General features: G+C 58.8%; 21 protein-coding genes and 2 tRNA genes. 18 read left to right on the top strand and 5 right to left on the bottom strand.

The genetic code is table 11. The features are described 5' to 3' along the window. Window positions 1–25: 25 nt before the first annotated feature. Window positions 26–586 carry a GNAT family N-acetyltransferase gene (locus CGS49_RS04195; protein ID WP_097800661.1) on the bottom strand — a complete coding sequence of 187 codons (561 nt, stop codon included), beginning with the start codon at window positions 584–586 and terminating at the stop codon, window positions 26–28. A 243-nt stretch (window positions 587–829) separates the two neighbouring features. Between CGS49_RS04195 and CGS49_RS04190 the strand changes: the two genes are divergently transcribed. Both CGS49_RS04190 and CGS49_RS04185 read left to right on the top strand, forming a co-directional pair. Then, window positions 830–2,347, top strand: a complete 1,518-nt coding sequence (locus CGS49_RS04190; protein ID WP_097800660.1) for a sodium/proline symporter — start codon at window positions 830–832, stop codon at window positions 2,345–2,347. A gap of 153 nt (window positions 2,348–2,500) precedes the next feature. Then, window positions 2,501–3,151, top strand: coding sequence for a zinc-ribbon domain-containing protein (locus CGS49_RS04185; RefSeq protein ID WP_179859026.1), 651 nt, complete (start codon window positions 2,501–2,503; stop codon window positions 3,149–3,151). 349 nt (window positions 3,152–3,500) lie between these two features. Here CGS49_RS04185 and pckA read toward each other — a convergent pair whose 3' ends face one another. Continuing rightward, window positions 3,501–5,105 (bottom strand): phosphoenolpyruvate carboxykinase (ATP), encoded by a 1,605-nt coding sequence (gene pckA / locus CGS49_RS04180; RefSeq protein ID WP_097800658.1) that lies wholly within the window; start codon window positions 5,103–5,105, stop codon window positions 3,501–3,503. A 389-nt stretch (window positions 5,106–5,494) separates the two neighbouring features. Here pckA and CGS49_RS04175 point away from each other — a divergent pair, with 389 nt between their 5' ends. The 4 genes from CGS49_RS04175 to CGS49_RS04160 are packed head-to-tail and all read left to right on the top strand — an operon-like array spanning window position 5,495 to window position 8,928. Beyond that, a complete protein-coding gene (locus CGS49_RS04175) occupies window positions 5,495–6,028 on the top strand; it encodes an RNA polymerase sigma factor (protein ID WP_179859025.1) in 534 nt (177 codons plus the stop codon). Next, a complete protein-coding gene (locus CGS49_RS04170) occupies window positions 6,025–6,786 on the top strand; it encodes a hypothetical protein (protein ID WP_097800656.1) in 762 nt (253 codons plus the stop codon). The genes CGS49_RS04175 and CGS49_RS04170 overlap by 4 nt, the downstream gene beginning before the upstream one ends. Window positions 6,787–6,799: 13 nt before the next feature. Further along, complete coding sequence (locus CGS49_RS04165; RefSeq protein WP_097800655.1) at window positions 6,800–7,681, top strand: ABC transporter ATP-binding protein; 882 nt, start codon at window positions 6,800–6,802, stop codon at window positions 7,679–7,681. Next, complete coding sequence (locus CGS49_RS04160; RefSeq protein ID WP_097800654.1) at window positions 7,678–8,928, top strand: ABC transporter permease subunit; 1,251 nt, start codon at window positions 7,678–7,680, stop codon at window positions 8,926–8,928. The genes CGS49_RS04165 and CGS49_RS04160 overlap by 4 nt, the downstream gene beginning before the upstream one ends. A 142-nt stretch (window positions 8,929–9,070) precedes the next feature. On the opposite strand, the gene CGS49_RS14160 is transcribed toward CGS49_RS04160, so the two are convergent. Then, complete coding sequence (locus tag CGS49_RS14160; protein WP_179859024.1) at window positions 9,071–9,211, bottom strand: hypothetical protein; 141 nt, start codon at window positions 9,209–9,211, stop codon at window positions 9,071–9,073. Between the two features lie 121 nt (window positions 9,212–9,332). Between CGS49_RS14160 and CGS49_RS04155 the strand changes: the two genes are divergently transcribed. The 6 genes from CGS49_RS04155 to CGS49_RS04130 all read left to right on the top strand — a co-directional run bounded on the left by CGS49_RS04155 (window position 9,333) and on the right by CGS49_RS04130 (window position 13,494). Beyond that, a complete protein-coding gene (locus CGS49_RS04155; protein WP_097800653.1) occupies window positions 9,333–9,965 on the top strand; it encodes a hypothetical protein in 633 nt (210 codons plus the stop codon). Between the two features lie 88 nt (window positions 9,966–10,053). Next, a tRNA-Glu gene (locus CGS49_RS04150) sits at window positions 10,054–10,128 on the top strand. Window positions 10,129–10,170: 42 nt separating this feature from the next. Beyond that, a tRNA-Asn gene (locus CGS49_RS04145) sits at window positions 10,171–10,247 on the top strand. Window positions 10,248–10,384: 137 nt separating this feature from the next. Beyond that, window positions 10,385–11,446 carry a tryptophan--tRNA ligase gene (gene trpS / locus CGS49_RS04140; protein WP_097800652.1) on the top strand — a complete coding sequence of 354 codons (1,062 nt, stop codon included), beginning with the start codon at window positions 10,385–10,387 and terminating at the stop codon, window positions 11,444–11,446. Between the two features lie 67 nt (window positions 11,447–11,513). Next, window positions 11,514–12,512: an L-glyceraldehyde 3-phosphate reductase gene (gene mgrA / locus CGS49_RS04135; RefSeq protein ID WP_097800651.1), complete on the top strand. Its 999-nt coding sequence runs from the start codon at window positions 11,514–11,516 to the stop codon at window positions 12,510–12,512. A 220-nt stretch (window positions 12,513–12,732) separates the two neighbouring features. Further along, entirely contained in the window at window positions 12,733–13,494 is a 762-nt protein-coding gene (locus tag CGS49_RS04130; RefSeq protein WP_097800650.1) for an SDR family NAD(P)-dependent oxidoreductase, read from the top strand. Window positions 13,495–13,544: 50 nt separating this feature from the next. On the opposite strand, the gene CGS49_RS04125 is transcribed toward CGS49_RS04130, so the two are convergent. Beyond that, the gene (locus tag CGS49_RS04125) at window positions 13,545–14,297 is read right to left on the bottom strand and encodes an Ig-like domain-containing protein (RefSeq protein ID WP_097800649.1); all 753 of its coding nucleotides are present in this window, start codon (window positions 14,295–14,297) and stop codon (window positions 13,545–13,547) included. 394 nt (window positions 14,298–14,691) lie between these two features. Here CGS49_RS04125 and CGS49_RS04120 point away from each other — a divergent pair, with 394 nt between their 5' ends. The 6 genes from CGS49_RS04120 (at window position 14,692) to thrS (ending at window position 21,492) form a co-directional block, all read left to right on the top strand. Beyond that, entirely contained in the window at window positions 14,692–15,501 is an 810-nt protein-coding gene (locus CGS49_RS04120) for a gluconate 5-dehydrogenase (protein WP_097800648.1), read from the top strand. A gap of 116 nt (window positions 15,502–15,617) precedes the next feature. Beyond that, window positions 15,618–15,962: a cupin domain-containing protein gene (locus CGS49_RS04115; RefSeq protein ID WP_097800647.1), complete on the top strand. Its 345-nt coding sequence runs from the start codon at window positions 15,618–15,620 to the stop codon at window positions 15,960–15,962. A gap of 46 nt (window positions 15,963–16,008) precedes the next feature. Beyond that, the gene (locus CGS49_RS04110; RefSeq protein ID WP_097800646.1) at window positions 16,009–16,644 is read left to right on the top strand and encodes an RpiB/LacA/LacB family sugar-phosphate isomerase; all 636 of its coding nucleotides are present in this window, start codon (window positions 16,009–16,011) and stop codon (window positions 16,642–16,644) included. An 18-nt stretch (window positions 16,645–16,662) separates the two neighbouring features. Continuing rightward, window positions 16,663–17,067 (top strand): DUF1622 domain-containing protein, encoded by a 405-nt coding sequence (locus CGS49_RS04105; protein WP_097800645.1) that lies wholly within the window; start codon window positions 16,663–16,665, stop codon window positions 17,065–17,067. A 309-nt stretch (window positions 17,068–17,376) separates the two neighbouring features. Continuing rightward, on the top strand, window positions 17,377–19,122 hold the full coding sequence (locus CGS49_RS04100; RefSeq protein WP_097800644.1) for an ammonium transporter: 1,746 nt from the start codon (window positions 17,377–17,379) through the stop codon (window positions 19,120–19,122). A gap of 585 nt (window positions 19,123–19,707) precedes the next feature. Continuing rightward, window positions 19,708–21,492 (top strand): threonine--tRNA ligase, encoded by a 1,785-nt coding sequence (gene thrS, locus CGS49_RS04095; protein ID WP_097800643.1) that lies wholly within the window; start codon window positions 19,708–19,710, stop codon window positions 21,490–21,492. A gap of 97 nt (window positions 21,493–21,589) precedes the next feature. Here the strand turns inward: thrS and CGS49_RS04090 are convergent, their stop codons facing one another. Further along, window positions 21,590–22,111, bottom strand: coding sequence for a hypothetical protein (locus CGS49_RS04090; RefSeq protein WP_097800642.1), 522 nt, complete (start codon window positions 22,109–22,111; stop codon window positions 21,590–21,592). Window positions 22,112–22,188: the final 77 nt, after the last annotated feature.

Raw genomic sequence — 22,188 nt, 5'->3', positions numbered from 1 at the left:
TCTGCAGAGAGGTCAGAAAAACGGCTCAGTACCGATAGGGCTGGACGGCGGGCTGGTCGGCCTTGTGCTCGCCGATGATCTTTTCCATCCACACCATGTCGTACCAGCGGCCGAACTTGTACCCGCAGTTGCGGAAGGTGCCGCACAGCGCAAAGCCGAGATGTTCGTGGAACTGGGCGCTGTTCCGGGTCAGGTATTCGTCCTCCACCTGCGGGTAGCCGATGCAGGCGTACAGGTTCAGAATGCCCATGGCCTTCAGCCGGTCGGCCAGCGCCTGATACAGCATCCGACCCATGCCGCACTTCTGGGCATTGTGGTCCAGGTAGATGGTCAGCTCGCAGGCCCAGTCGTAGGCGGCGCGGCCCACAAAGGCCCCGGCGTAGGCGTAGCCCTCGATGCGGCCGTCCTTCTCGATGACGAGATACGGATACTTTTCCATGGTGTGCCGCATCCGGCCCTCAAATTCTTCCAGCGAGGGCACGGTGTACTCAAAGGTGATGACCGTGTGCTCGACATAATAGGCGTAAATTTCCAGAATGCGCGGCGCATCGGCGAGGGTCGCATTGCGGACGGTGATATCTGCCATAAAAGCCCCTTCTTTCCCCATAAAGCTAGTCTGATTATAGCACGCGGAAAGGCTGTTATCAATTTGCCCGGCGGGTAAGGGCGACGGATTTTCGGCAGACTTTTTGGCTTTTTCTGTCTAAAACCCGGAAAAACGGCAGTTCACGCGCCTGAATTGCCCGAAAAGCTTGCAGGAATGCGGGTTTTTGTGGTAAAATAAACAATATATTCCCAATGAGGGGAAGAAAGAGAGGGGTAATCTGAAATGATCAACATCTGCATCATTGCCACCATCGTGATCTATCTGGTGGGAATGCTGCTGGTTGGCTTTGTCTATAGCAAATCCAACGAGGACAGCAGCGATTTCTACCTCGGCGGCCGTAAGATGGGCCCGCTGGTCACGGCCATGAGCGCCGAGGCCAGCGATATGTCCAGCTGGCTGCTGATGGGTATGCCGGGCCTTGCGTACCTCACCGGTATTGCATCCCCGGGCTGGACGGCCATCGGCCTTGCCGTGGGCACTTGGCTCAACTGGCTCATCGTGGCCCGCCGCCTGCGCCGCTACTCGGCAAACCTGAACGCCATCACGGTGCCGCAGTTTTTGTCGCTGCGCTTCCATGACCAGCGCAACCTGCTCAACGCCCTGGGCGCGGTCATCATCATCGTGTTCTTCATCCCGTACACCGCCTCCGGCTTTGCGGCCTGCGGCAAGCTGTTCAACAGCCTGTTTGGCGTGGACTACATGATCGCCATGATCCTGTCTGCCGTGGTCATTGTGGGCTACACCATCATGGGCGGCTTCCGCGCCGTGTCCACCACCGACCTGATCCAGTCCGTCGTCATGAGCATGGCCCTGATCGCCGTGCTGGTGTACGGCGTCGGTGTGGCCGGCGGCTGGGATGTGGTGCTGGACAATGCCCGCAGCCTGCCGGGCTACCTGACCATGATGGCCAGCCACAATGTGGCCGATAACAGTGCCACCTCCTACAGCCTGCTGGATATCGCTTCTACCATGGCATGGGGCCTTGGCTATTTCGGCATGCCGCACATCCTGCTGCGCTTTATGGCCATTGAAGATGAGAAGAAGCTGGTGCTCAGCCGCCGCATTGCCAGTGTGTGGGTGGTCATTGCCATGACCGCTTCCATCGTCATCGGCATGGTGGGCCTGGGCATGACCAAGGCGGGTGCGCTGGAATTTTTGAGCGGTTCTTCCAGCGAGACCCTGATCGTGCGCATTGCGAACCTGATCGCCCAGCACGGCGTGCTGGCGGCCATTCTGGCAGGCCTGATCCTGGCCGGCATCCTTGCCGCCACGATGTCCACGGCTGACAGCCAGATGCTGGCAGCGGCTTCCAGTGTGTCCCAGAACATCCTGCAGGAGTTCGGCCACATGAAGCTCAGCGAGAAGCAGAGCCTGTTTGCAGCCCGCCTGACCATCGTCTGCATCAGCGTGGTGGGCGTGGTGCTGGCCCGCGACCCCAACTCCAGCGTGTTTGGCATCGTCAGCTTTGCATGGGCCGGTTTCGGCGGCTCCTACGGTGCCGTGGTGCTGTGTGCCCTGTTCTGGAAGCGCTGCAACTGGCAGGGCGCGCTGGCCGGTATGCTCTCCGGCGGTTTGATGGTCTTCGTGTGGAAGTACATCGTCAGCCCGCTGGGCGGCGTGTTCGGCATCTATGAGCTGCTGCCCGCCTTCCTGACCTCGCTGCTGGTCTGCGTCGTGGTGAGCCTGGTCACCCCGGCTCCTTCGGCCGAGATCGAAGCGGAGTTCGAGGCAGCCAAGTAACATAAAACAAAAAAGCGGGCTTTTGCAAAAGGGGCAAAGGCCCGCTTTTCTGTGTGCGGCAGAAATGCTGCGGATGCCTTGCATTGACGCGCGAAAATTGATAGAATGAGGGTACACCTTTTATTCATACCGGCACACAGGAGGAATGTTTTTATGACGTTTTGCAATCATTGCGGCAAACCCGTCCCGGACAATGCGGCGTTCTGTCCGGGCTGCGGCAGCCGCCTGACCCCCGCCGCACCGAACGGTGCATACAACAGCAATGCGCAGCAGCAGCCGCGCGTGCAGGTCCCGCAGGTGCAGACCCCGCCCACGCAGCAGTACAATGCCCCGCCCGCCCCGGATTTTACCAAACCGCAGGCGCTGCCCATGAACTATTATAAGTTCGCCATCTGGGTGCAGCTGTTCCTGGGCGCACTGGTCTATGCCGTGCAGGGTCTGGGCCTTTTGTTTGGCTTCTGGTACGAGGCGGTGTCGGGCATCAATGCACAGTGGTTCTATCTGTTCTTCCCGGCAATGCACATTGTGGATATCCTGTTCGGCCTGCTGTATCTGGCCATGGCCGTGGGTGCGGTCTACACCCGGCAGCAGATGGCTCATTTCAAAAAGAACGGCCCGGACCTGTATTACCTGTTCCTGATCGCAGGCATGGTGCTGTCGTTCCTGTATGCCGTGCTGCAGGGCATCATCTGCTCGACGGGCAGCGGCATTTCCAGTGCGATCGGCTCGCTGGTCGGCAGCGGCGTTGTGCTGGTGCTGTGCCGCATTTACTTTGAAAAGCGCCGCAGCATGTTCTGCAACTGAGCCGGAGCTCCCCGGAGATCAAAAGCAGCCGCACCGGAAGGTGCGGCTGCTTTTTGTGTGCGCAGAAAAACGCGTTTCCATTGACTTTTCCGCAAAGGTATGGTACTGTTGGTTAGTAATGCTTAACTGCACCTTTGTATGAGGGGGAGAACGCTATGACACCGGAAGAATACAAGAATCTTTCCATCAAGGAATTCACCGAGGCGGCCAAGGTCTACGACAGCGGCCCCGCCAAAAATCGAAACCGCCTGCGCCGCTGCCTTTGCAGCCCGGCAGGCAAACAAAAAAGGACGTGCTCCCTTGCGGGAACACGTCCTTTTATTGCTTACCTAAGTATCAGGCAGTCAGCTTACAGCTGGGGGCCGGCAGAGACCAGAGCCTTGCCGTGCTCGTTGCCTTCGTACTTCTTGAAGTTCTTGATGAAGCGGCTTGCCAGATCCTTAGCCTTCTCCTCCCACTGGGAAGCGTCAGCATAGGTATCGCGGGGATCCAGGATGCCGGTGTCCACACCGTTCAGCACGGTGGGGACTTCGAAGTCGAAGTAGGGGATCTTCTTGGTGGGCACGTTGTTGATATCGCCGTTCAGGATAGCGTCGATGATGCCGCGGGTATCCTTGATGGAGATACGCTTGCCGGTGCCGTTCCAGCCGGTGTTGACCAGGTAAGCCTTTGCGCCGCTGGCCTGCATCTTCTTCACCAGTTCCTCAGCGTACTTGGTGGGATGCAGCTCCAGGAAGGCCTGGCCGAAGCATGCAGAGAAGGTCGGGGTGGGCTCGGTGATGCCGCGCTCGGTGCCTGCCAGCTTTGCAGTGAAGCCGGACAGGAAGTAGTACTGGGTCTGCTCGGGGCTCAGGATAGAGACCGGGGGCAGAACGCCGAATGCGTCAGCAGACAGGAAGATGACGTTCTTGGCTGCAGGTGCAGAAGAAATGGGGCGGACGATGTTCTTGATGTGGTTGATGGGGTAGGACACACGGGTGTTCTCGGTGACGGACTTGTCAGCGAAGTCGATGTGGCCCTCAGCATCCAGGGTGACGTTCTCCAGCAGAGCGTTGCGCTTGATGGCGTTGTAGATATCGGGCTCGGAGTCCTTATCCAGGTTGATGACCTTTGCGTAGCAGCCGCCCTCAAAGTTGAACACGCCGTTGTCGTCCCAGCCGTGCTCGTCATCGCCGATCAGCAGACGCTTGGGATCGGTGGACAGGGTGGTCTTGCCGGTGCCGGACAGACCGAAGAAGATAGCGGTGTTCTCGCCGTTCAGGTCGGTGTTGGCAGAGCAGTGCATGGAAGCCATGCCCTTCAGCGGCAGGAAGTAGTTCATCATGGAGAACATGCCCTTCTTCATCTCGCCGCCGTACCAGGTGTTGACGATGACCTGCTCCTTGCTGGTGATGTTGAACACAACAGCAGTCTCAGAGTTCAGGCCCAGCTCCTTGTAGTTCTCGACCTTGGCCTTGGATGCGTTGTAGACAACGAAATCAGGCTCAAAGTTCTCCAGCTCCTCAGCGGTGGGCTTGATGAACATGTTGGTGACGAAGTGTGCCTGCCATGCAACTTCCATGACAAAGCGGATGGCCATGCGGGTATCCTTGTTGGCACCGCAGAATGCATCCACGACGTACAGGCGCTTGTTGGACAGCTCCTTCTGAGCGATGGCCTTCACAGCAGCCCATGCTTCCTGAGAAGCGGGGTGGTTGTCGTTCTTGTACTCGTCGGAAGTCCACCACACGGTGTCCTTGGAGTTCTCGTCCATGACGATGAACTTGTCCTTGGGGGAACGGCCGGTGTAGATGCCGGTCATAACGTTCACAGCACCCAGCTCGCTGACCTGGCCCTTCTCATAGCCTTCCAGGCCGGGCTTGGTCTCCTCCTCGAACAGCTGCTCGTAGGAAGGGTTGTACACGATCTCGGTCGTGCCGGTAATGCCATACTTGGTAAGATCCAACTTTGCCATATTGCGATACCTCTACTTTCGTTTGATCCTTACGTCCTTTGCAGGGTGCAGCGCTTCCGGTCTGCCGGGCGCTGCGCAAGGGGTTTGCAGTTTGTAAATGCAAATTCTCCTGTTTACCATTATACATAAAAGCCTTGCAAAATCAATAAATAAACCGTACTATTTGCAGAAAAGAAACAAATTTCATTAAGAAATTTAACTGCCTGAAACAATTTCAGGAAACAAAAGCAGGGGGCAAGACCTGAAAAAATAAGGTGGAACGGCGGGAAAACAATTTTTTGATAAAATTTTGACAAGCTGGTATCCATGGAGAAAACGTGACATTTTTCAAAAAAGAAATCCTTTTTGGTCCCTTGTGCGTTTTAATAGACAGAAGGGAGGTGAGCCGGATGCAGACCGAAACGCTGCTGCGCCGTGTCCAGACCGGGGACGCAGACGCACTGGATGCACTGGTGCGGGAATATTATCCGCAGATTTTGAACTACTGCCGCTGGCATGTGCCGGACGCTCAGCAGGCCCAGGACGCCGCGCAGGAGACCTTTTATAAGGCGGTGCGCTGGCTGGACGGCTGCGGCGGCTTTGCCGGGCAGTTCCGGCCCTTCCTTTATAAGATCGCGAAAAACGTCTGCGCCGACTGGCACCGCGCTTCGGCCCGGGACGGCCCCGCGCTGGAAAGCCTGCCCGAGGAGCCGGGTTATCAGGAAGCGGGCTTTGACCAGACCGAAGACGCGCTGAGCCTGCGGGCCCTGACCGCAAGGCTCGACCCGGAGACGCGGGAGCTGGTGCTGCTGCGGTTTGGCCAGCAGCTCAAACTGCGGGAGATCGCGCAGGTGACCGGCCTGCCCATGCGCACGGTGCAGTCCCGCCTGCGTGCCGCGCTCAAGATTTTGAAGAATCAGCTGGAACAGGAGGAATTGCCATGAGTGCATCAAATCGCAAATTGAAGCAGCAGCTCACCCGCGCGCTGGCCGCGCCGCCGCAAAGTCGGACTGCCGCAGTGCCGGAAACGCTGCTGCACCGCTGCCGGGCTGCGTACCACCCGTGCCCGCGCGGGGGCTGGAAAAATCTGCTGTACTGGCAGCTGCGGCTGCTGGGGTGGAAAGCCGCTGGGCTGGAAGCCTTTGCTGCGCTGGCGCTCTACAGTGTGGGCCGGGCGCTGGGCCTGTGGGAAGCCGCATGGAGCCTGCGCAATGCGCTGTTCGGGCTGACGGCCCTTGCCATGTGCACAGCCCTGCTGGGCCTGCCGTTTTTGTGCCGGGCCAGCCAGTACCGGATGCTGGAACTGGAACGCGCCACGCATGTTGGGATCGGCACGCCGCTGGTGCTGCGTTTTCTGCTGCTGCTGGCCGGGGAAGTGGTGCTGCTGGCAGTGCTGGCAATCAGCGTGTACGCAGCCGCGCCGCTCAAACTTGGCCAGCTGGTGTGCCTGCTGGCGGTGCCGTTCCTGCTGGCGAACAACGAGCTGTTGCTGCTTTTGCGCCGCGTGCGCCCGGAACGGCTGGTGCTGGCCGCCGTGCCGCTGTTTGCTGGGCAATTGTGCCTGCTGCGCCTGATCGAGGTCGAAGAAGAATTGCCGCAGCTGCCCGCCGGTCTGCCGCTGGCGGCCGGTGTGCTGGCGGTGTGTCTGGGCGGACAGTGCGCCCGCCTTGCCGCCCGGCCGGAATACGTGGCAGAAATGTGAAAGGAGCCTTTGTATGAAACTGGAAATACGCCATGTGACCAAGCGCTATCGTGACAAGATGGCGGCGGCAGACGTGTCCCTCACCCTGACAGCCGGTGTATGGGGCCTGTTGGGGGCCAACGGTGCGGGCAAGACCACCCTGATGCGGATGCTGGCGGGTATTCTGCGGCCCACCGAGGGGCAGATCTTGTGCGACGGGGTGGAGATCGGCGCGCTGGGCGCAGCCTACCGTGAAAAGCTGGGCTATCTGCCGCAGGAATTCGGGTTCTACCCGGAGTTCACGGTGCAGGACTATCTGGAGTATATGGCCGCGCTGAAGGGCCTGCCCCGGGCCGAAGCCGCCCGGCAAATTGATGCATTGCTGGAGCGCGTGAGCCTTGCCGAGGTGCGCCGCAAAAAAATTGTCAAGCTTTCCGGCGGCATGAAGCGCCGGGTGGGCATCGCACAGGCCCTGCTCAACGACCCGGAAATTCTGATCCTGGACGAGCCCACGGCGGGCCTTGACCCCGGCGAGCGGGTACGGTTCCGCAATCTGCTGTCCGAGTTTGCGCAGGACCGCATCGTTTTGATTTCCACCCACATCGTGTCGGATGTGGAATACATTGCGGCCGAAAACGCCGTGATGAAGGATGGAAAAATCATCGCCGTGGACACCACCGAGGGGCTGGTGCAGCAAATTGAAGGAAAGGTCTGGCAGGGGAGTGCCCCGGCGGGCGAACTGCCCCGGTGGGAGCACTGTTTGCAGGTGGTCAACCTGCGCAACGAGCCGGACGGCACCGTGACACTGCGCTATCTGGCCGAGGCACCGCAGCTGCCCGGCAGCATCCCGGCCCGGCCCAAACTGGAAGACCTGTATCTGTGGCTGTTCCCGGAAGAAACGGAGGCTGTACAATGAACCTGTACAAACTGGAACTGAAGCGGGTGTGCAAGACCCGCATGACCGCCATTCTGCTGGCCATTGCGTTGGTGCTGGCTGTGGTCATGGCATATCTGCCGGTGACCTTTATCGGCTGGACGGAACTGGATGCCAGCGGAAACAAAGTGAGTTACACGGGTCTGAAAGCAATCAGGAAACGGCAGGAGCAGCAGGTATCCGATACCATCACGCCGGATGTTATGCAGGAAGCACTGGAAGCCTATCAGCGGGTGTACCGGCAGTATGATGCAAGCTCCATCAACGATATCCCGGTCGAGGTATTTTATAAAGAACTTGCCCGGTATCAGCCTCTTGTGAACAACGCAAAGGAAGCCTTTGCCGACCCGAAAACCGGCATGGCACCGGGCGTGATGGGGCTGACCGCAGAGGATATGCAGAACTTTTACAGCCAGCTCCCCAAACGGCTGGAATCGGTGATCTGGCTGGAACAAGACGGAAAGCCCGGCTATGAGCAGGCGCAGGCCATTGCACAGAAAAAGTTCGATGCTGTACAAAAACCGTTCACCTATTCATTTGGGGTCAGTTCAGACGCAATGGATTACCAGACCCTGTTGAGCTTGCTGCTCACCCTGCTGTGCGCGGTGATTGCGGCCCCGGTGTTTGCATCGGATGCACAGACCGGGGCGCAGGACATCCAACTGTGCACAAAAAACGGCGGTCTGTGGCTAGCAGCGGCAAAGCTGGCAGCGGCGTTTAGTATCACAGGGGCGGCGTATCTGCTCTGCGGCGTGGTGTGGATCCTGGTCACGAATGCTCTGTTTGGCTGGGAAAGTACCCAAACTTCCGTGCAATGGCTGTTTTCTGTGACCAGCCTGCTGCCGTATACCGTTGGTCAGATGGAGTGGGTCATGCTGGTGGCAAACTTCCTGATCTTCTTTGCGGAGGTGGCCTTTGTGCTGATGGCATCCGTATGGGCCAAGAACAACCTGACCGCTTTGTCTGTGGCGCTGATCAGTGTGGTGGCCCCGCTCATTGTCTATATGGTGGTGCCCGGGTCGCTGGGAGAGTGGTTGTCCACTCTGCTCCCGGCGGGCGGCATCGGCCTGTCCAACGCCCTGCTTTATAAGATGTACAGCTTTGACTTCCTCTTTGCGGGCGGACATGCCTTCTTCCAGGCCGATGTGCTGCGGGTGCTGGCTCCGGTCAAGATCGTGCTGTTTTTAGCCTTGGCGGTGTGGGGCTACCGGAGGAAGATGGTGCGGTGAGCGAACCTGCCGCACCTCTTGACAAAAATCCGCGATGCCACTATACTAAAGACAAAGGAAAGGCACTGGCTGCTCATGTGGTCAGCTCCTTACCGGCATTAAGTCAAAAGATTGACCGCCTGGGTTTGGGAGACAGAGGCGGTCAATCTTTTTTGCTTTTGGAATAATGTTTTGCTTTCGCAGTCGCTTTGGGCCTGCCCCGAAAGACATCCCTTGCGATCATCCAGGTGATCTGGACCACGCCAATAAGAAGGTTCAGTGCGGAAAAAACAATATCTTTCATGCAATTTTCGCGGCAATCCATCCGTTTTTATGGCAAAGGAACTTTGTTTCTGGTATACTGAAACCAGAGAGATATTTTTCCGCCTTTTTACCGGGCCCTTACATATTGAAGGAACACTGCCATGAAAACCATCTACATCCTGCTCACCCGCTCGGGCACGCTGCTGTCCAACCTGGTCTACGCCGTCACCGGGGCAAACTATACCCATGCGTCCCTTGCCTTTGACGAAGACCTTGGCTGCCTGTACAGCTCCACCCGCAAGAATGGCTATACCATGTTCCCGGCAGGCCCCAGCAGGGAATACCTGAACCGGGGCGCGTTCCGCCTGCGGGAAAATGTGCCTTGCGCCCTGTATGCGCTGGAAGTGACGGACGAAGCTTACGCCCGCGCCCGCCGCCGTGCCGACCACATGATGGCCCATGGCAATCTGTACCGGTTCAACGTGCTGGGCCTTGCGCTGTGCGGGCTGCACATCCGGTGGAAGCGCCGCCGCCACTATTTCTGCTCCCAGTTCGTCAGCGAGGTGCTGGAAAAAAGCGGCTCCATGCAGCTGCCCAAGCACAGCACCCTGATGCACCCGAACGACTACACCCGGCTGGAACAGCTGCGCTGTGTCTATGAAGGCCCCCTGGCCGGTCTGCCCCAGCGCCGGAAGATGGCGTTTGACGAGAGCGAGACGGTGGTCAGCGTCTATCTGGGGCTGGCGCTGGGCCTCGTCCGCGCGGGCGTTTCCGGCGTGAAAAACATTTTTTGAAAAAATTGAAATTTTGTGTTGACAAAGTACGACCTCTATGCTAAAATAATCGAGTCGGGAGCGAACGCCCGATGCAAAATGGACGTATGGCCCGTTGGTCAAGCGGTTAAGACAGAGGCCTCTCACGCCTTTAACATCGGTTCGATTCCGGTACGGGTCACCATTTTTTAGTAGTAAAACGGTCGTTTGGCCGTTTTATATAGATGCCTCTTTAGCTCAGTCGGTTAGAGCACCTGACTGTTAATCAGGGTGTCGCCTGTTCGAGTCAGGCAAGAGGCGCCAGCAAAGCGATGGGAATTTTCCATCGCTTTTTTCTTTTTCCCGGCGGCTTTTGTTGACAGGGCCCGCGGGGCGGGATATACTTACAATAATAAATGTAAGTGAAAATCTCTCGTTTCTGAGAGCTAAAGGAGAACACCATGAAAAAAGTTATTCTGACCGGCGACCGTCCTACCGGCCGCCTGCATGTGGGCCACTACGTCGGCTCCCTGAAAGAGCGTGTGCGCCTGCAGAACTCCGGCGAGTACGACGAAATTTACGTCATGATCGCCGATGCACAGGCCCTGACCGACAACGCCGATAACCCCGAGAAGGTGCGCCAGAACATCCTGCAGGTGGCACTGGACTACCTGGCCTGCGGCATCGACCCGGCCAAGACCCACATCTTCATCCAGTCCATGGTGCCCGAGCTCACCGAGCTGAGCTTCTATTACATGAACCTCGTCACCGTGAGCCGCCTGCAGCGCAACCCTACCGTGAAGACCGAGATCCAGATGCGCAACTTTGAGACCAGCATCCCGGTGGGCTTCTTCTGCTACCCCATCAGTCAGGCTGCCGATATCACCGCCTTCAAGGCCACCACCGTGCCCGCCGGTGAGGACCAGAAGCCCATGATCGAGCAGTGCTGCGAGATCGTGCACAAGTTCAACGCTGTCTACGGCGAAACGCTGGTGGAGCCCGAGATCGTTCTGCCCCAGAACGCCGCCTGCCTGCGCCTGCCCGGCATCGACGGCAAGGCCAAGATGAGCAAATCTCTCGGCAACTGCATCTACCTCTCCGAGGAGCCGGAGGACATCAAGAAGAAGGTCATGTCCATGTACACCGACCCGAACCACCTGCGTGTGCAGGACCCCGGCAAGGTGGAGGGCAACCCGGTGTTCATCTATCTGGACGCTTTCTGCCGCCCGGAGCACTTCGCCGAGTTCTGGCCCGAGTACCAGAACCTCGACGAGCTGAAGGCCCACTACCAGCGCGGCGGCCTGGGCGATGTGAAGGTGAAGAAGTTCCTCAACAGCGTCATGCAGGCCGAGCTGGAGCCCATCCGCACCCGCCGCAAGGAGTGGGAGCAGCGCCTGCCGGAAGTGGTGGAAATTCTGAAAGAGGGCAGTGCCTACGCCGAAAAGACTGCCGCCGCCACCCTGGCCGATGTCCGCAAGTCCATGCGCATCGACTACTTTGACAACGATAACCTGCTGAAATAAAAACGAAGGGGGCTGTTACACGGTATCTGTGTAACGGCCCCTTTTTGCACGAAAGGAGTAGGTTCTAATGTATCAGGCATCCGATGCACGCTATTCTTCCATGCCGTATCACCGCTGCGGCAAAAGCGGCCTGCTGCTGCCGGCTGTCTCGCTGGGCTTCTGGCACAATTTTGGCGACACCGGCCACTACGAGACCATGAAGCAGCTCTGCTTCACGGCCTTCGACCACGGCATCACTCACTTTGACCTTGCCAACAACTATGGCCCGGAGCCGGGCAGTGCCGAGAAGAACCTCGGCCGCATCCTGCACGAGAACTTTATGCCCTACCGCGATGAGCTCATCATCAGCACCAAGGCGGGCTACACCATGTGGGACGGCCCCTACGGCGACTGGGGCAGCCGCAAGTATCTGCTGGCAAGCCTGGACCAGAGCTTGAAGCGTCTGGGCCTGGACTACGTGGACATCTACTACCACCACCGCATGGACCCCAACACCCCGCTGGAGGAGACCATGGGGGCCCTTGCCACTGCCGTGCAGAGCGGCAAGGCGCTGTACGCGGGCCTGTCCAATTATAACGGCGAAACGCTGGAAAAGGCCGCCGCCATCCTGAACGAGCTGCATGTGCCCTTCGTCATCAACCAGAACCGCTATTCCATCTTTGACCGCACCATCGAGCAGAATGGCCTGAAGAAGACAGCCGTGCGCCTGAACAAGGGCATCATCGCCTTCAGCCCGCTGGCACAGGGCCTGCTGACCAACCGCTACCTCAACGGCATCCCGGAGGACAGCCGTGTGCGCACCGATGGCCGCTTTTTGAAGGAATCTGCCCTCACCGAAGAAAAACTGGCGCAGATCCGCGCCCTGAACGAGATCGCGGCGTCCCGCGGGCAGACGCTGGCCGAGATGGCGCTGGCGTGGGTCCTGAAGGACGGCGAAGTGACCAGTGTGCTGATCGGTGCCTCCCGCCCGGAGCAGATTCTGGACAACATCAAGGCGCTGGAAAACACCACCTTTACAAAAGAAGAACTGGAAGCCATTGATAAGGCTTCCGGGTTTGCAAAATAATAGGCTTCCCCCTTGGGAAAGACTCTCCCCGGTCGGGGAGAGATGTCGCAATAGCGACAAAGCGGGGAATAGCTGTCGCGAAAGCGACGGATGAGGGAAAGCTATCTTTAGATTTCGCTCGGCTAGAGCAGCATCTGACCACAACTGCCCCTCATCCGTCTGCTCCCGTTGGCCGCATCCACCTTCCCCCGAGGGGGAAGGCTATCCAAAGGAGAATTTTATGTCCAAAACCGTCTGGATCACCGGCGCAAGCTCCGGCATCGGGCAGGAGTTTGCGCGCCGCTACGCAAAAATTGGCTGTCGGCTCATCCTCACCGCCCGCCGCACCGACCGGCTCGAAGCCCTCGCGGCCGAGCTGGGCACGCCCTGCCGCATCCTGCCCGCCGACCTTGCCGACGAAGCGGACTGCGCCCGGCTGTGCGCCGCGCTGGCAGGGGAGAACATCGACATTTTTATCAACAACGCGGGCTTCGGCGTCTGCGGCAGCTATCTGGAAACGGATGCTGCCCGGGAAGAAGAAATGATCAAAGTGAACGTGGCCGCCATGGCCCGGCTGTTCCACTTTGCGGTGCGCAAGATGGACGCGGCAGGCGGCGGCACCATCCTCAACGTGGCATCCTCGGCGGGGCTGCTGCCCGGCGGGCCCTACATGGCGGGCTACTACGCCAGCAAGGCTTATGTGGTCAGTCTGACCCGGGGCGTGGCCGAAGAACTGCGGGAGAACCGCAGCCCGGTATACGTCTGCGCCCTCTGCCCGGGACCGGTGAACACCGAGTTCAACGACCGGGCAGGCGTGGTGTTTGCCCTCAAGGGCATCACGCCGGAGTTTTGCGTGGAGGAAGCCCTGCTGGGTATGATGCACCACAAGACCGTCATCGTGCCGTCGGCCTTCATGCGGCTGTGCACCGGCGCGCAGAAGCTTCTGCCCACCCCGCTGCTGATGCCCATCGTGGCGCGGCAGCAGAAAAAGAAGCTGGGATGATAGAAGAAGACCGGACTGCAGTTTTGCAGTCCGGTCTTTTGCATCTGCTATTAAAGTGCGATGCCCAGCAGCAGGAACAACGCACCCAGAACGCCCATGCCGCCAAGCGCGGCTCTGGTGAGCTGCTTGTCCCGCTTTTCGTAATCTGCGGCGGCCTGCCCGACGTATACGGTGCAGTCTGCGCTGCGGCCCTCCGGGGTGCGGACCGTGACGATGGCTTTTCCGTCAGCCACGGCAGTGACGGTGCCGCTGGCGTCCACGACGGCTACGGAGGGGTCAGAGCTTGTCCATTGCAGTGCCACAGCGGAGGGCTCCTGCACAGCCACAGTGGGGATCAGGTCCTGCTGGCTGCCCACGCTGTGCAGCAGAAGAACGTCTGCATCCAGCGTGACTTTGCCGATCTCGGAAGTGACCGTTACGGTGCAGGTCAGCGTTTCGCCCTGCGTGGTGTATGCATGGATGACTGCTTTGCCGGGGGCCAGCGCCGTGACAAGGCCGCTGGCATCCACCGAAGCGACGGCCGGGGCAGAGCTGCTCCACTGGTAAACGGAACACCCGGCACGGGAGACAGACTTTAGTGCCAGCTGGCGGCGGGGGTTGGGATTCTGCCACGTCTGGGTCATTTCCAGTGCGGTCAGTTCCAGCTCAGAGCGTTCGGTCACGGGCAGTTCCGGCTGCACGGTGATGATGTAAAGTGAGGAGGTCTCGGTCTGGCCGGGGGAGACGGCCCCGGCAGCCAGCGGTGCGGACAGTACCAGACAGCTCAAAGCCAGAGAAGCGAAAATGATTGCGTGTTTTTTCATGGCAGGACTCCTTTTCTTTTGTGAGAATCATTCTTGATCGTGAGAATACAGGAAAGTCGTACTTATGTCAAGAAGAAACAGAGCGATGCCTGCAACTTTGTCAACAAGCCCAAATTTCAGCGCACGGTTTTGTGCGTTCTGATGATGAATGAAAAGTTGCATACAAGTGATTCTGCACTTTTGGCAGATTTGCGCAGTTTTTGATGAAAAAATCTGCCATGCAAAAGAAATTACAGTAAAAATGCGTAAGAAAATGCCTTGACAGCGCCGGAAAAGAATGTTAGTCTAGTATACAAGAGAGGTGCGGCCACGCTTCGGCGTCTGCCGCGCCCTGCAAAGCTGAACGGGGAGATCTTCCCCCGCTGAAAGAACAATTTGATTGGAGGACTTATTTATGGCACAGTGCACTCCCAAATCTTTTGACCTGACCGGCAAGGTGGCTCTGATCACCGGCGCATCCTACGGCATCGGCATGGCTATTGCAAAGGCTATGGCCGCTAACGGTGCGACCATCGTCTTCAACGACATCAAGCAGGAGCTGGTCGATAAGGGCCTGGCTGCTTATGAGGAAGCCGGCATCAAGGCACACGGCTACGTCTGCGACGTGACCGATGAGGACGCTGTCAATGCTCTGGTGGCAAAGATCACCGAGGAAGTCGGCCACATCAACATTCTGGTCAACAACGCCGGCATCATCAAGCGCATCCCCATGACCGAGATGAGCGCTGCCCAGTTCCGTCAGGTCATCGACGTGGACCTGAACGCTCCCTTCATCGTGGCAAAGGCTGTCATCCCCGATATGATCGCTCAGGGCGGCGGCAAGATCATCAACATCTGCTCCATGATGAGCGAGCTGGGCCGTGAGACCGTCTCCGCTTACGCTGCTGCCAAGGGCGGCCTGAAGATGCTCACCAAGAACATCGCTTCCGAGTACGGCGCCTACAACATCCAGTGCAACGGCATCGGACCCGGCTACATTGCTACCCCGCAGACCGCACCCCTGCGCGAGATCCAGCCCGACGGCAGCCGTCATCCCTTCGACCAGTTCATCGTTGCCAAGACCCCCGCAGGCCGCTGGGGCGAGGCCGAGGATCTGGGCGGACCCGCTGTCTTCCTGGCATCTGCCGCTTCTGACTTTGTCAACGGCCTGATCCTGTACGTTGACGGCGGCATCCTGGCTTACATCGGCAAGCAGCCCCAGTAATTGCTGAGGGCGCTCCCGCAGAAAAGCCTGAATCAATGAGCGCGGCGGCAGCCGGGCAGGCCTGGCCTGCTGGCTGCCGCTTTTTGTATTTGTATGCGAAAGGATGTTATGCTATAATGGAAAAACAGCATAAGGACGCGGCGTGGGTCCCCCATGCCGAGATCGAGCCCGAAGTCTGCGGCAAAGGCGTCAAGCGCCGGGTGCTGGCCTACAGCAAGGACGCCATGTGCGTGGAAAACACCTTTGAGACCGGCGGTGTAGGTGCCATGCACTGCCATCCCCACACCCAGATCACCTACATCGTCTCCGGCCGCTACCGCTTCACCATCGGGGACGAGACCCGCGAGGTGGGCCCCGGCGACACCCTGCTCAAGCAGAACGGCGTCATGCACGGCTGCGTCTGCCTGGAAGGCGGCGTGATGCTGGATTTCTTCACCCCCATGCGGGAAGACTTTGTCTGATGCCTGCCCTGCGCAGGAAGTAAAAATAAGAAGGAGATTCACTGTTATGAAGATCGCACTCATCAACGAGAACAGCCAGGCCGCCAAGAACGGCATCATCGAGGCTGCCCTGAAGAAGGTCGTGGAGCCCATGGGCCACGAGGTGGTCAACTACGGCATGTACGCAGCCGACGACAAGGCACAGCTGACCTATGTCCAGTGCGGCATTCTGGCTGCCATCCTGCTGAACAGCGGCGCAGCCGATTACGTCATCACCGGCTGCGGAACCGGCGAGGGTGCCATGCTGGCCCTGAACAGCTTCCCCGGCGTCATCTGCGGCCATGTGGAAGACCCCGTGGATGCCTACACCTTTGCCCACGTCAACGACGGCAACGCCGTTGCCATGCCCTTTGCCAAGGGCTTCGGCTGGGGCGGCGAGCTGAACCTTGAGTACTGCTTCGAGAAGCTGTTCGGCTTCGGCCACGGCCAGGGCTACCCCAAGGAGCGCGTGGAGCCCGAGCAGCGCAACAAGAAGATCCTGGACGGCGTGCGCGCCGTGGCCTTCAAGCCGCTGGTGGAGATCCTGCAGGGCATCGATCAGGACCTGGTGAAGGGTGCCGTTGCCGGTGAGAAGTTCAGCGAGCTGTTCTTTGCTTCCTGCAAGGACGATGCGTTGGCCGCTTACATCAAGACCCTGCTGTAAAGCGCGGGGGATGACACCATGGAATGGCTTTATCATCTGAACGCAGGCGCCACCCACGGGCTGGAAATGTTTCTGGAGACGGCGGTGCCGATGATCGCGGGCCTTGCCGAAGTGATCGGCCTGTTCATCATCATCACCAGCCTTGCCAAGGCGACCTACCACTATGTGCGCGCCACCTTTTTCCACGATCACCACGACTTCCATCATGAGATGAGCAGCGGCCTGACCACCGCGCTGGAATTTCTGATGTCGGCCGAGATCGCCAAGACCTTCCTGCTGCAAAATCTGGAATCGGTCATCCCGCTGGCGGCCACCTTCGCGCTGCGCGCCATGATGAGCCTGATGCTGCACTGGGAAATGCAGGGCGGCCACCGCTCCGGCCGCAAAAAAGAGGAAAATGACGCGGGCGAAGAAAAAGAATGACTCACAAAGTTTTGCCAAACTTTTGCCCGGTCCACTTTCCCTGTGTTGTGAAAAACGTAAAACCTTAACGTGAACTCTTGACAGGGTTGCACAAAGAGACTATACTCGTGCCATCGAAAGCAAAGGCGCTGACGGAAGCAATTCCGCCAGCGCCTTTTGTGTTTCCGGGGATATTGCCGCTCGGGAGGAATAGAGGGCCTTCTGAACGGTGAAAACAACGCTCCTGCGTGCGATCGGCATGAGGAGCGCGGCACGCGCTGCAGGGTTCTGGTGCTTTGCGGCAACACATCGTGGGGAGGTTAGAAAGTTATGTTCAGCTCCGTCAACACCTGTTGGACGCTCGTGGGAGCGTTCCTCGTCTACTTCATGCAGGCGGGCTTCGCCTTGTGTGAAGCCGGTTTTACCCGTGCGAAGAACACCGGCAATATTCTGATGAAGAACATGATGGACTTCTGCATCGGCACCCCGTGCTACTGGCTCATCGGCTTTGGCCTGATGTTCGGCGGCACCGGCGCTCTGATCGGCGGCTTCGACCCGTTCATCCAGGGCGACTACAGCCATCTGGGTCTGGATATCCCGCTGTGGGTCTACATCGTGTTCCAGACCGTGTTCTGCGCAACGGCCGCCACCATCGTCTCCGGCTCCATGGCAGAGCGCACCAACTTCAAGGCTTACTGTGTTTATTCCGCAGCCATCTCGCTGGTGGTTTATCCCATCTGCGGCCACTGGATGTGGGGCGGCGGCTGGCTGCAGAGCATGGGCTTCCATGACTTTGCCGGTTCCGCAGCCGTGCACAACGTGGGCGGCGTCATCGCCCTGCTGGGTGCCTGGATGCTGGGCCCCCGCATTGGCAAGTACGACAAGAACGGCAAGCCCCATGCCATCCCCGGCCACAACCTGACCGCCGGTGCACTGGGCGTGTTCATCCTGTGGTTCTGCTGGTTCGGCTTCAACGGCGGTTCTTCCCTGAGCCTGTCCACCGACGCCACCATGACCCTGACCGGTCTGGTCTGCTTCAACACGAACCTCGCCGCAGCCGTTGCCACCTGCGTGACCATGATCTTCACCTGGGTGCGCTACGGCAAACCCGATGTCTCCATGACCCTGAACGGTTCTCTGGCGGGTCTGGTGGCCATCACCGCAGGCTGCGACACCGTTTCGCCCTTCGGCGCTTTCTTCATCGGTCTGGTGGCCGGTTTCCTCGTTGTGCTGAGCGTTGAGTTCTTCGACAACATCGCCAAGGTGGATGACCCCGTTGGTGCGGTCTCCGTCCACTTTGCAAACGGCGTGTGGGGCACCATCGCCGTGGGCCTGTTCTCCACCGGTGCCAACACCGAGCACGCCGGCCTGTTCTACGGCGGCGGCCTGGCGCAGCTGGGCACCCAGCTGCTGGGTCTGGTCTGCGTGGACCTGTACGTTGTCATCGTGATGTTCATCATCTTCAAGCTCATTGATAAGTTCATCGGCCTGCGCGTTCCGGCCGAGGTGGAGATCGACGGTCTGGATATCCACGAGCACGGTCTGGCATCCGCTTACGCTGGCTTCTCCATCTCCGACGCAAACTCTGCCGCCATGGTGCCCAACGAGAACACCGACCTCGGCGAGGACGATGTGACCAAGGCCACCGACCGCCAGATCAGCGCCGCAGTGCCTGTGGTGCGTGAGCCTTCGCCCGTCATCCACGATGGCGTGTACGACACCGGTATGCACAAGGTGTCCATCATTGCAAAGCTGTCCAAGTTCGATCAGCTCAAGACTGCCCTCAACGATCTGGGCGTCACCGGCATGACCGTTACTCAGGTGATGGGCTGCGGCATCCAGAAGGGCACTTCTGAAAAGTACCGCGGCGTGCCCGTGGACAGCACCCTGCTGCCCAAGATCAAGGTGGAGGTCATCGTCTCCAAGATCAGCGTGGACGCTGTGGTGGAGGCCGCCAAGAAGGCCCTGTACACCGGCCACATCGGCGACGGCAAGATCTTTGTCTACAACGTGACCCGTGTGGTCAAGATCCGCACCGGCGAGGAAGACTTCGCCGCCCTGCAGGATGTGGAGTAACGCTCCACGGCTCTAACAGCTGTCCTGCTGCAGTGCAGGTGCACCGGCCCGACACCGGTTCCTGCCCTGTGGTGTGACAAATAGATTTGTTCTCCTTTTTCCTTTTTTCTGATCCGAAATCTCAAACTGGCAACCAAATCAAAGGCCCCGCTTCTGCGCACAAAGAAGCGGGGCTTTTGGCGTATAAAAAACCGTTCAGCGCAGAAAAATCATTTTTCCAGCATCTATCCCTTGATTTTTTCGCACCGGCGTGCTACAATCAGCGTAGTTTCATCCTGTTGAAAATGTTGATGCGGACAAACCGAAGCTCCGTACCCCATGCCGCAGAGAGGGCTGCCCCGTTTCCGGGTGCTGCAAGCAGCCTGCCATGGCCCCGGCTTCTACCACCGCAGAGTGCAGAGGCGAACCTCTGCCGGGCGTGCCCGTTACAGCGCAGCGAGCGGCGTACCTTTTAGAAAAGGCGCGCAATTCGGGTGGAACCGTGGAACGCTGTTGATGATTTTATCAGGCGCTTCATCCCGTTATTGGTGCGGGGTGAAGCGTCTTTTTTGTTTTTTATTTTATCTTGTCAAAGGAGCAAACACCATGAAGATCATCTATAAGGACGGCCATGTGGACGAGTGCCCGCAGGACCAGGAACTGCACGTCATCCGCCACACCGCAGCCCACATCATGGCACAGGCCATCAAGCGCCTGTACCCGCAGGCTGATTTCGCCTTTGGCCCTGCCACCGAGAACGGCTTCTACTACGATGTCGATCTGGGCGACACCAAGCTCTCCGACGAAGACCTTGCCAACATTGAAAAAGAGATGCGCAAGATCGTCAAGGAGAATCTGCCCATCAAGCCCTTCATCCTGCCCCGCGCCGAGGCCGTCAAGCTGATGGAGGAGCGCAAGGAGAACTACAAGATCGAGCACATGGCTGACCTGGCCGATGAGACCGAGTTCAGCTTCTTCCAGCAGGGCGAGTACGTGGATATGTGCATCGGACCCCACCTGACCTACACCAAGGCGCTGAAGGCCTTCAAGATCACCCAGCAGTCCGGCGCTTACTGGAAGAACGACAAGGAAAACAAGATGCTCACCCGTATCAACGGCGTGGCTTTCCGCAATCAGGAAGAGCTGGACGCATGGGAGAAGGAGCAGCAGGAGGCCCGTGAGCGCGATCACCGCAAGATCGGCAAGGAGATGGGCCTGTTCATGACCGATGATCTGGTGGGCCGCGGCCTGCCCATGTTCCTGCCCGCAGGCTACACCGTCTGGCAGGAGCTGGAGAACTATATCAAGGAGAAGGAGCGTGCACGCGGCTACCTGCACGTGATGACTCCCTGCATCGGCACTGTGAACCTGTATAAGACCTCCGGTCACTGGGATCACTACCGTGAGAACATGTTCCCCGCCATGGAGATGGAGGGCGAGAGCTATGTTCTGCGCCCGATGAACTGCCCCCACCACATGATGATCTACGCAAACCGTCCCCACTCCTACCGTGACCTGCCCATGCGCATCGGTGAGATCGCACACGACTTCCGTTACGAGTCCTCCGGCACCCTGAAGGGCATCGAGCGCGGCCGTCACTTCTGCCAGAACGATGCCCACCTGTTCTGCACCCCGGAGCAGATCAAGAGCGAGGTCGCAAATGTGTGCGACCTGATCTTTGAGGTGTACAAGGACTTCAACATTACCGATTACCGCTGCGTGCTGAGCCTGCGTGATCCTGCCGATAAGAAGAAGTACCACGACGATGATGCCATGTGGAACCATGCAGAGCAGGCCCTGCGCGAAGTGCTGACCGAGCTGGGCATCCACTTCACCGAGGAGATCGGCGAGGCTGCCTTCTACGGCCCCAAGCTGGACGTGAACGTCAAGCCCGCTGTGGGTGCGGAGTACACCCTGTCCACCTGCCAGCTGGACTTCTGCCTGCCCGCCAAGTTCCACCTGACCTATGTGGACAAGGACGGCACCGAGAAGACCCCCGTGGTGCTGCACCGCGCCATCCTGGGCTCTCTGGACCGCTTCATGGCCTACCTGATCGAGGAGACCAAGGGCAAGTTCCCCACCTGGCTGGCTCCCACCCAGGTCAAGGTGCTGCCGGTTTCCGAAAAGACCCTGGACTACGCCCAGGGCGTGACCGAGAAGCTGGCCGAGGCCGGCGTCCGCGTGGTGCTGGACGACGACAACCAGAAGATCGGCTACAAGATCCGTGCTGCACAGCAGGTGGACCGCGTGCCTTATATGCTGGTTCTGGGTGCCAAGGAGGCCGAGGCAGGCAATGTCTCCGTGCGTGACCGCAAGGGCGAGACCACCACGATGGAACTGGATGCATTCATCGCAAAGGTGACTGCCGAGATCCGCAGCCGCAGCCTGTAAGCAGAAGCTTGTAAAATAGACGAAAAACAGGAAAGGCCCTGTTCCGATCGGAACGGGGCCTTTCCTGTTGCTATATGTTCTGTAAAGGGGCAGGAAATTATGCGTTTTCCTTCTGGACGCTCTTGACGGCCAGGGCCTTGGCGGGCTTCATCAGCAGCACGCAGACGCCGTTGAAGATGACGGAACCCACGATGAAGGTGATGAAGAACTGGGGCAGGTGGGTGGCCAGGGCGGTGGTGTCGATGCAGGCCACGGTCAGGTAGGCAAAGCCCACGTTATTCAGCACCTTGGGGGCATAGGGGTGCAGGATGATGAGGATGAACAGCACCACGGCCAGCGGGATGAGGAAGCCGAAGAAGCCGCCCAGCACCGGGGTCAGCGCGGTGATGCTCAGCAGGGCTACGACGGTGAGGACAAGGCCCACCAGACCGCCCAGCTCCACCGTCCAGAAGCGGTCTTTCACGTCGCCTTCCAGTGTGAACATCATGATATTGCTCAGGAAGATGAGCCAGCTGTATTCCATGCCGGTCACGTGGATGATGGCGTTGGCAATGAGGATCCACGCCAGCAGCATCAGGCGGAAGTACAGCAGAAAGCGCTTGGTCACGGCTTCATTCATGATAAAATACCTCTTTCCTGGTTGGATTGGAAAGCGAAACTTTCCTTCAAAACGGATTTTTGGCAGGTAAAACCTGC

The organism is Faecalibacterium langellae (assembly GCF_002549775.1).
Classification (GTDB): Bacteria; Bacillota; Clostridia; order Oscillospirales; family Ruminococcaceae; genus Faecalibacterium; species Faecalibacterium langellae.
This window is presented reverse-complemented; position numbering and strand designations above follow the sequence as displayed.

Coding starts and splice junctions, on each gene's coding strand:
- CGS49_RS04155 (WP_097800653.1), top strand. CDS start 9,333: ATGAAAACCATCTACATCCTGCTCACCCGCTCGGGCACGCTGCTGTCC.
- pckA (WP_097800658.1), bottom strand. CDS start 5,105: ATGGCAAAGTTGGATCTTACCAAGTATGGCATTACCGGCACGACCGAG.
- CGS49_RS04120 (WP_097800648.1), top strand. CDS start 14,692: ATGGCACAGTGCACTCCCAAATCTTTTGACCTGACCGGCAAGGTGGCT.
- thrS (WP_097800643.1), top strand. CDS start 19,708: ATGAAGATCATCTATAAGGACGGCCATGTGGACGAGTGCCCGCAGGAC.
- trpS (WP_097800652.1), top strand. CDS start 10,385: ATGAAAAAAGTTATTCTGACCGGCGACCGTCCTACCGGCCGCCTGCAT.
- CGS49_RS04090 (WP_097800642.1), bottom strand. CDS start 22,111: ATGAATGAAGCCGTGACCAAGCGCTTTCTGCTGTACTTCCGCCTGATG.
- CGS49_RS04105 (WP_097800645.1), top strand. CDS start 16,663: ATGGAATGGCTTTATCATCTGAACGCAGGCGCCACCCACGGGCTGGAA.
- CGS49_RS04100 (WP_097800644.1), top strand. CDS start 17,377: ATGTTCAGCTCCGTCAACACCTGTTGGACGCTCGTGGGAGCGTTCCTC.
- mgrA (WP_097800651.1), top strand. CDS start 11,514: ATGTATCAGGCATCCGATGCACGCTATTCTTCCATGCCGTATCACCGC.
- CGS49_RS04160 (WP_097800654.1), top strand. CDS start 7,678: ATGAACCTGTACAAACTGGAACTGAAGCGGGTGTGCAAGACCCGCATG.
- CGS49_RS04175 (WP_179859025.1), top strand. CDS start 5,495: ATGCAGACCGAAACGCTGCTGCGCCGTGTCCAGACCGGGGACGCAGAC.
- CGS49_RS04125 (WP_097800649.1), bottom strand. CDS start 14,297: ATGAAAAAACACGCAATCATTTTCGCTTCTCTGGCTTTGAGCTGTCTG.
- CGS49_RS04130 (WP_097800650.1), top strand. CDS start 12,733: ATGTCCAAAACCGTCTGGATCACCGGCGCAAGCTCCGGCATCGGGCAG.
- CGS49_RS04195 (WP_097800661.1), bottom strand. CDS start 586: ATGGCAGATATCACCGTCCGCAATGCGACCCTCGCCGATGCGCCGCGC.
- CGS49_RS04185 (WP_179859026.1), top strand. CDS start 2,501: ATGACGTTTTGCAATCATTGCGGCAAACCCGTCCCGGACAATGCGGCG.
- CGS49_RS14160 (WP_179859024.1), bottom strand. CDS start 9,211: ATGAAAGATATTGTTTTTTCCGCACTGAACCTTCTTATTGGCGTGGTC.
- CGS49_RS04170 (WP_097800656.1), top strand. CDS start 6,025: ATGAGTGCATCAAATCGCAAATTGAAGCAGCAGCTCACCCGCGCGCTG.
- CGS49_RS04110 (WP_097800646.1), top strand. CDS start 16,009: ATGAAGATCGCACTCATCAACGAGAACAGCCAGGCCGCCAAGAACGGC.
- CGS49_RS04165 (WP_097800655.1), top strand. CDS start 6,800: ATGAAACTGGAAATACGCCATGTGACCAAGCGCTATCGTGACAAGATG.
- CGS49_RS04115 (WP_097800647.1), top strand. CDS start 15,618: ATGGAAAAACAGCATAAGGACGCGGCGTGGGTCCCCCATGCCGAGATC.
- CGS49_RS04190 (WP_097800660.1), top strand. CDS start 830: ATGATCAACATCTGCATCATTGCCACCATCGTGATCTATCTGGTGGGA.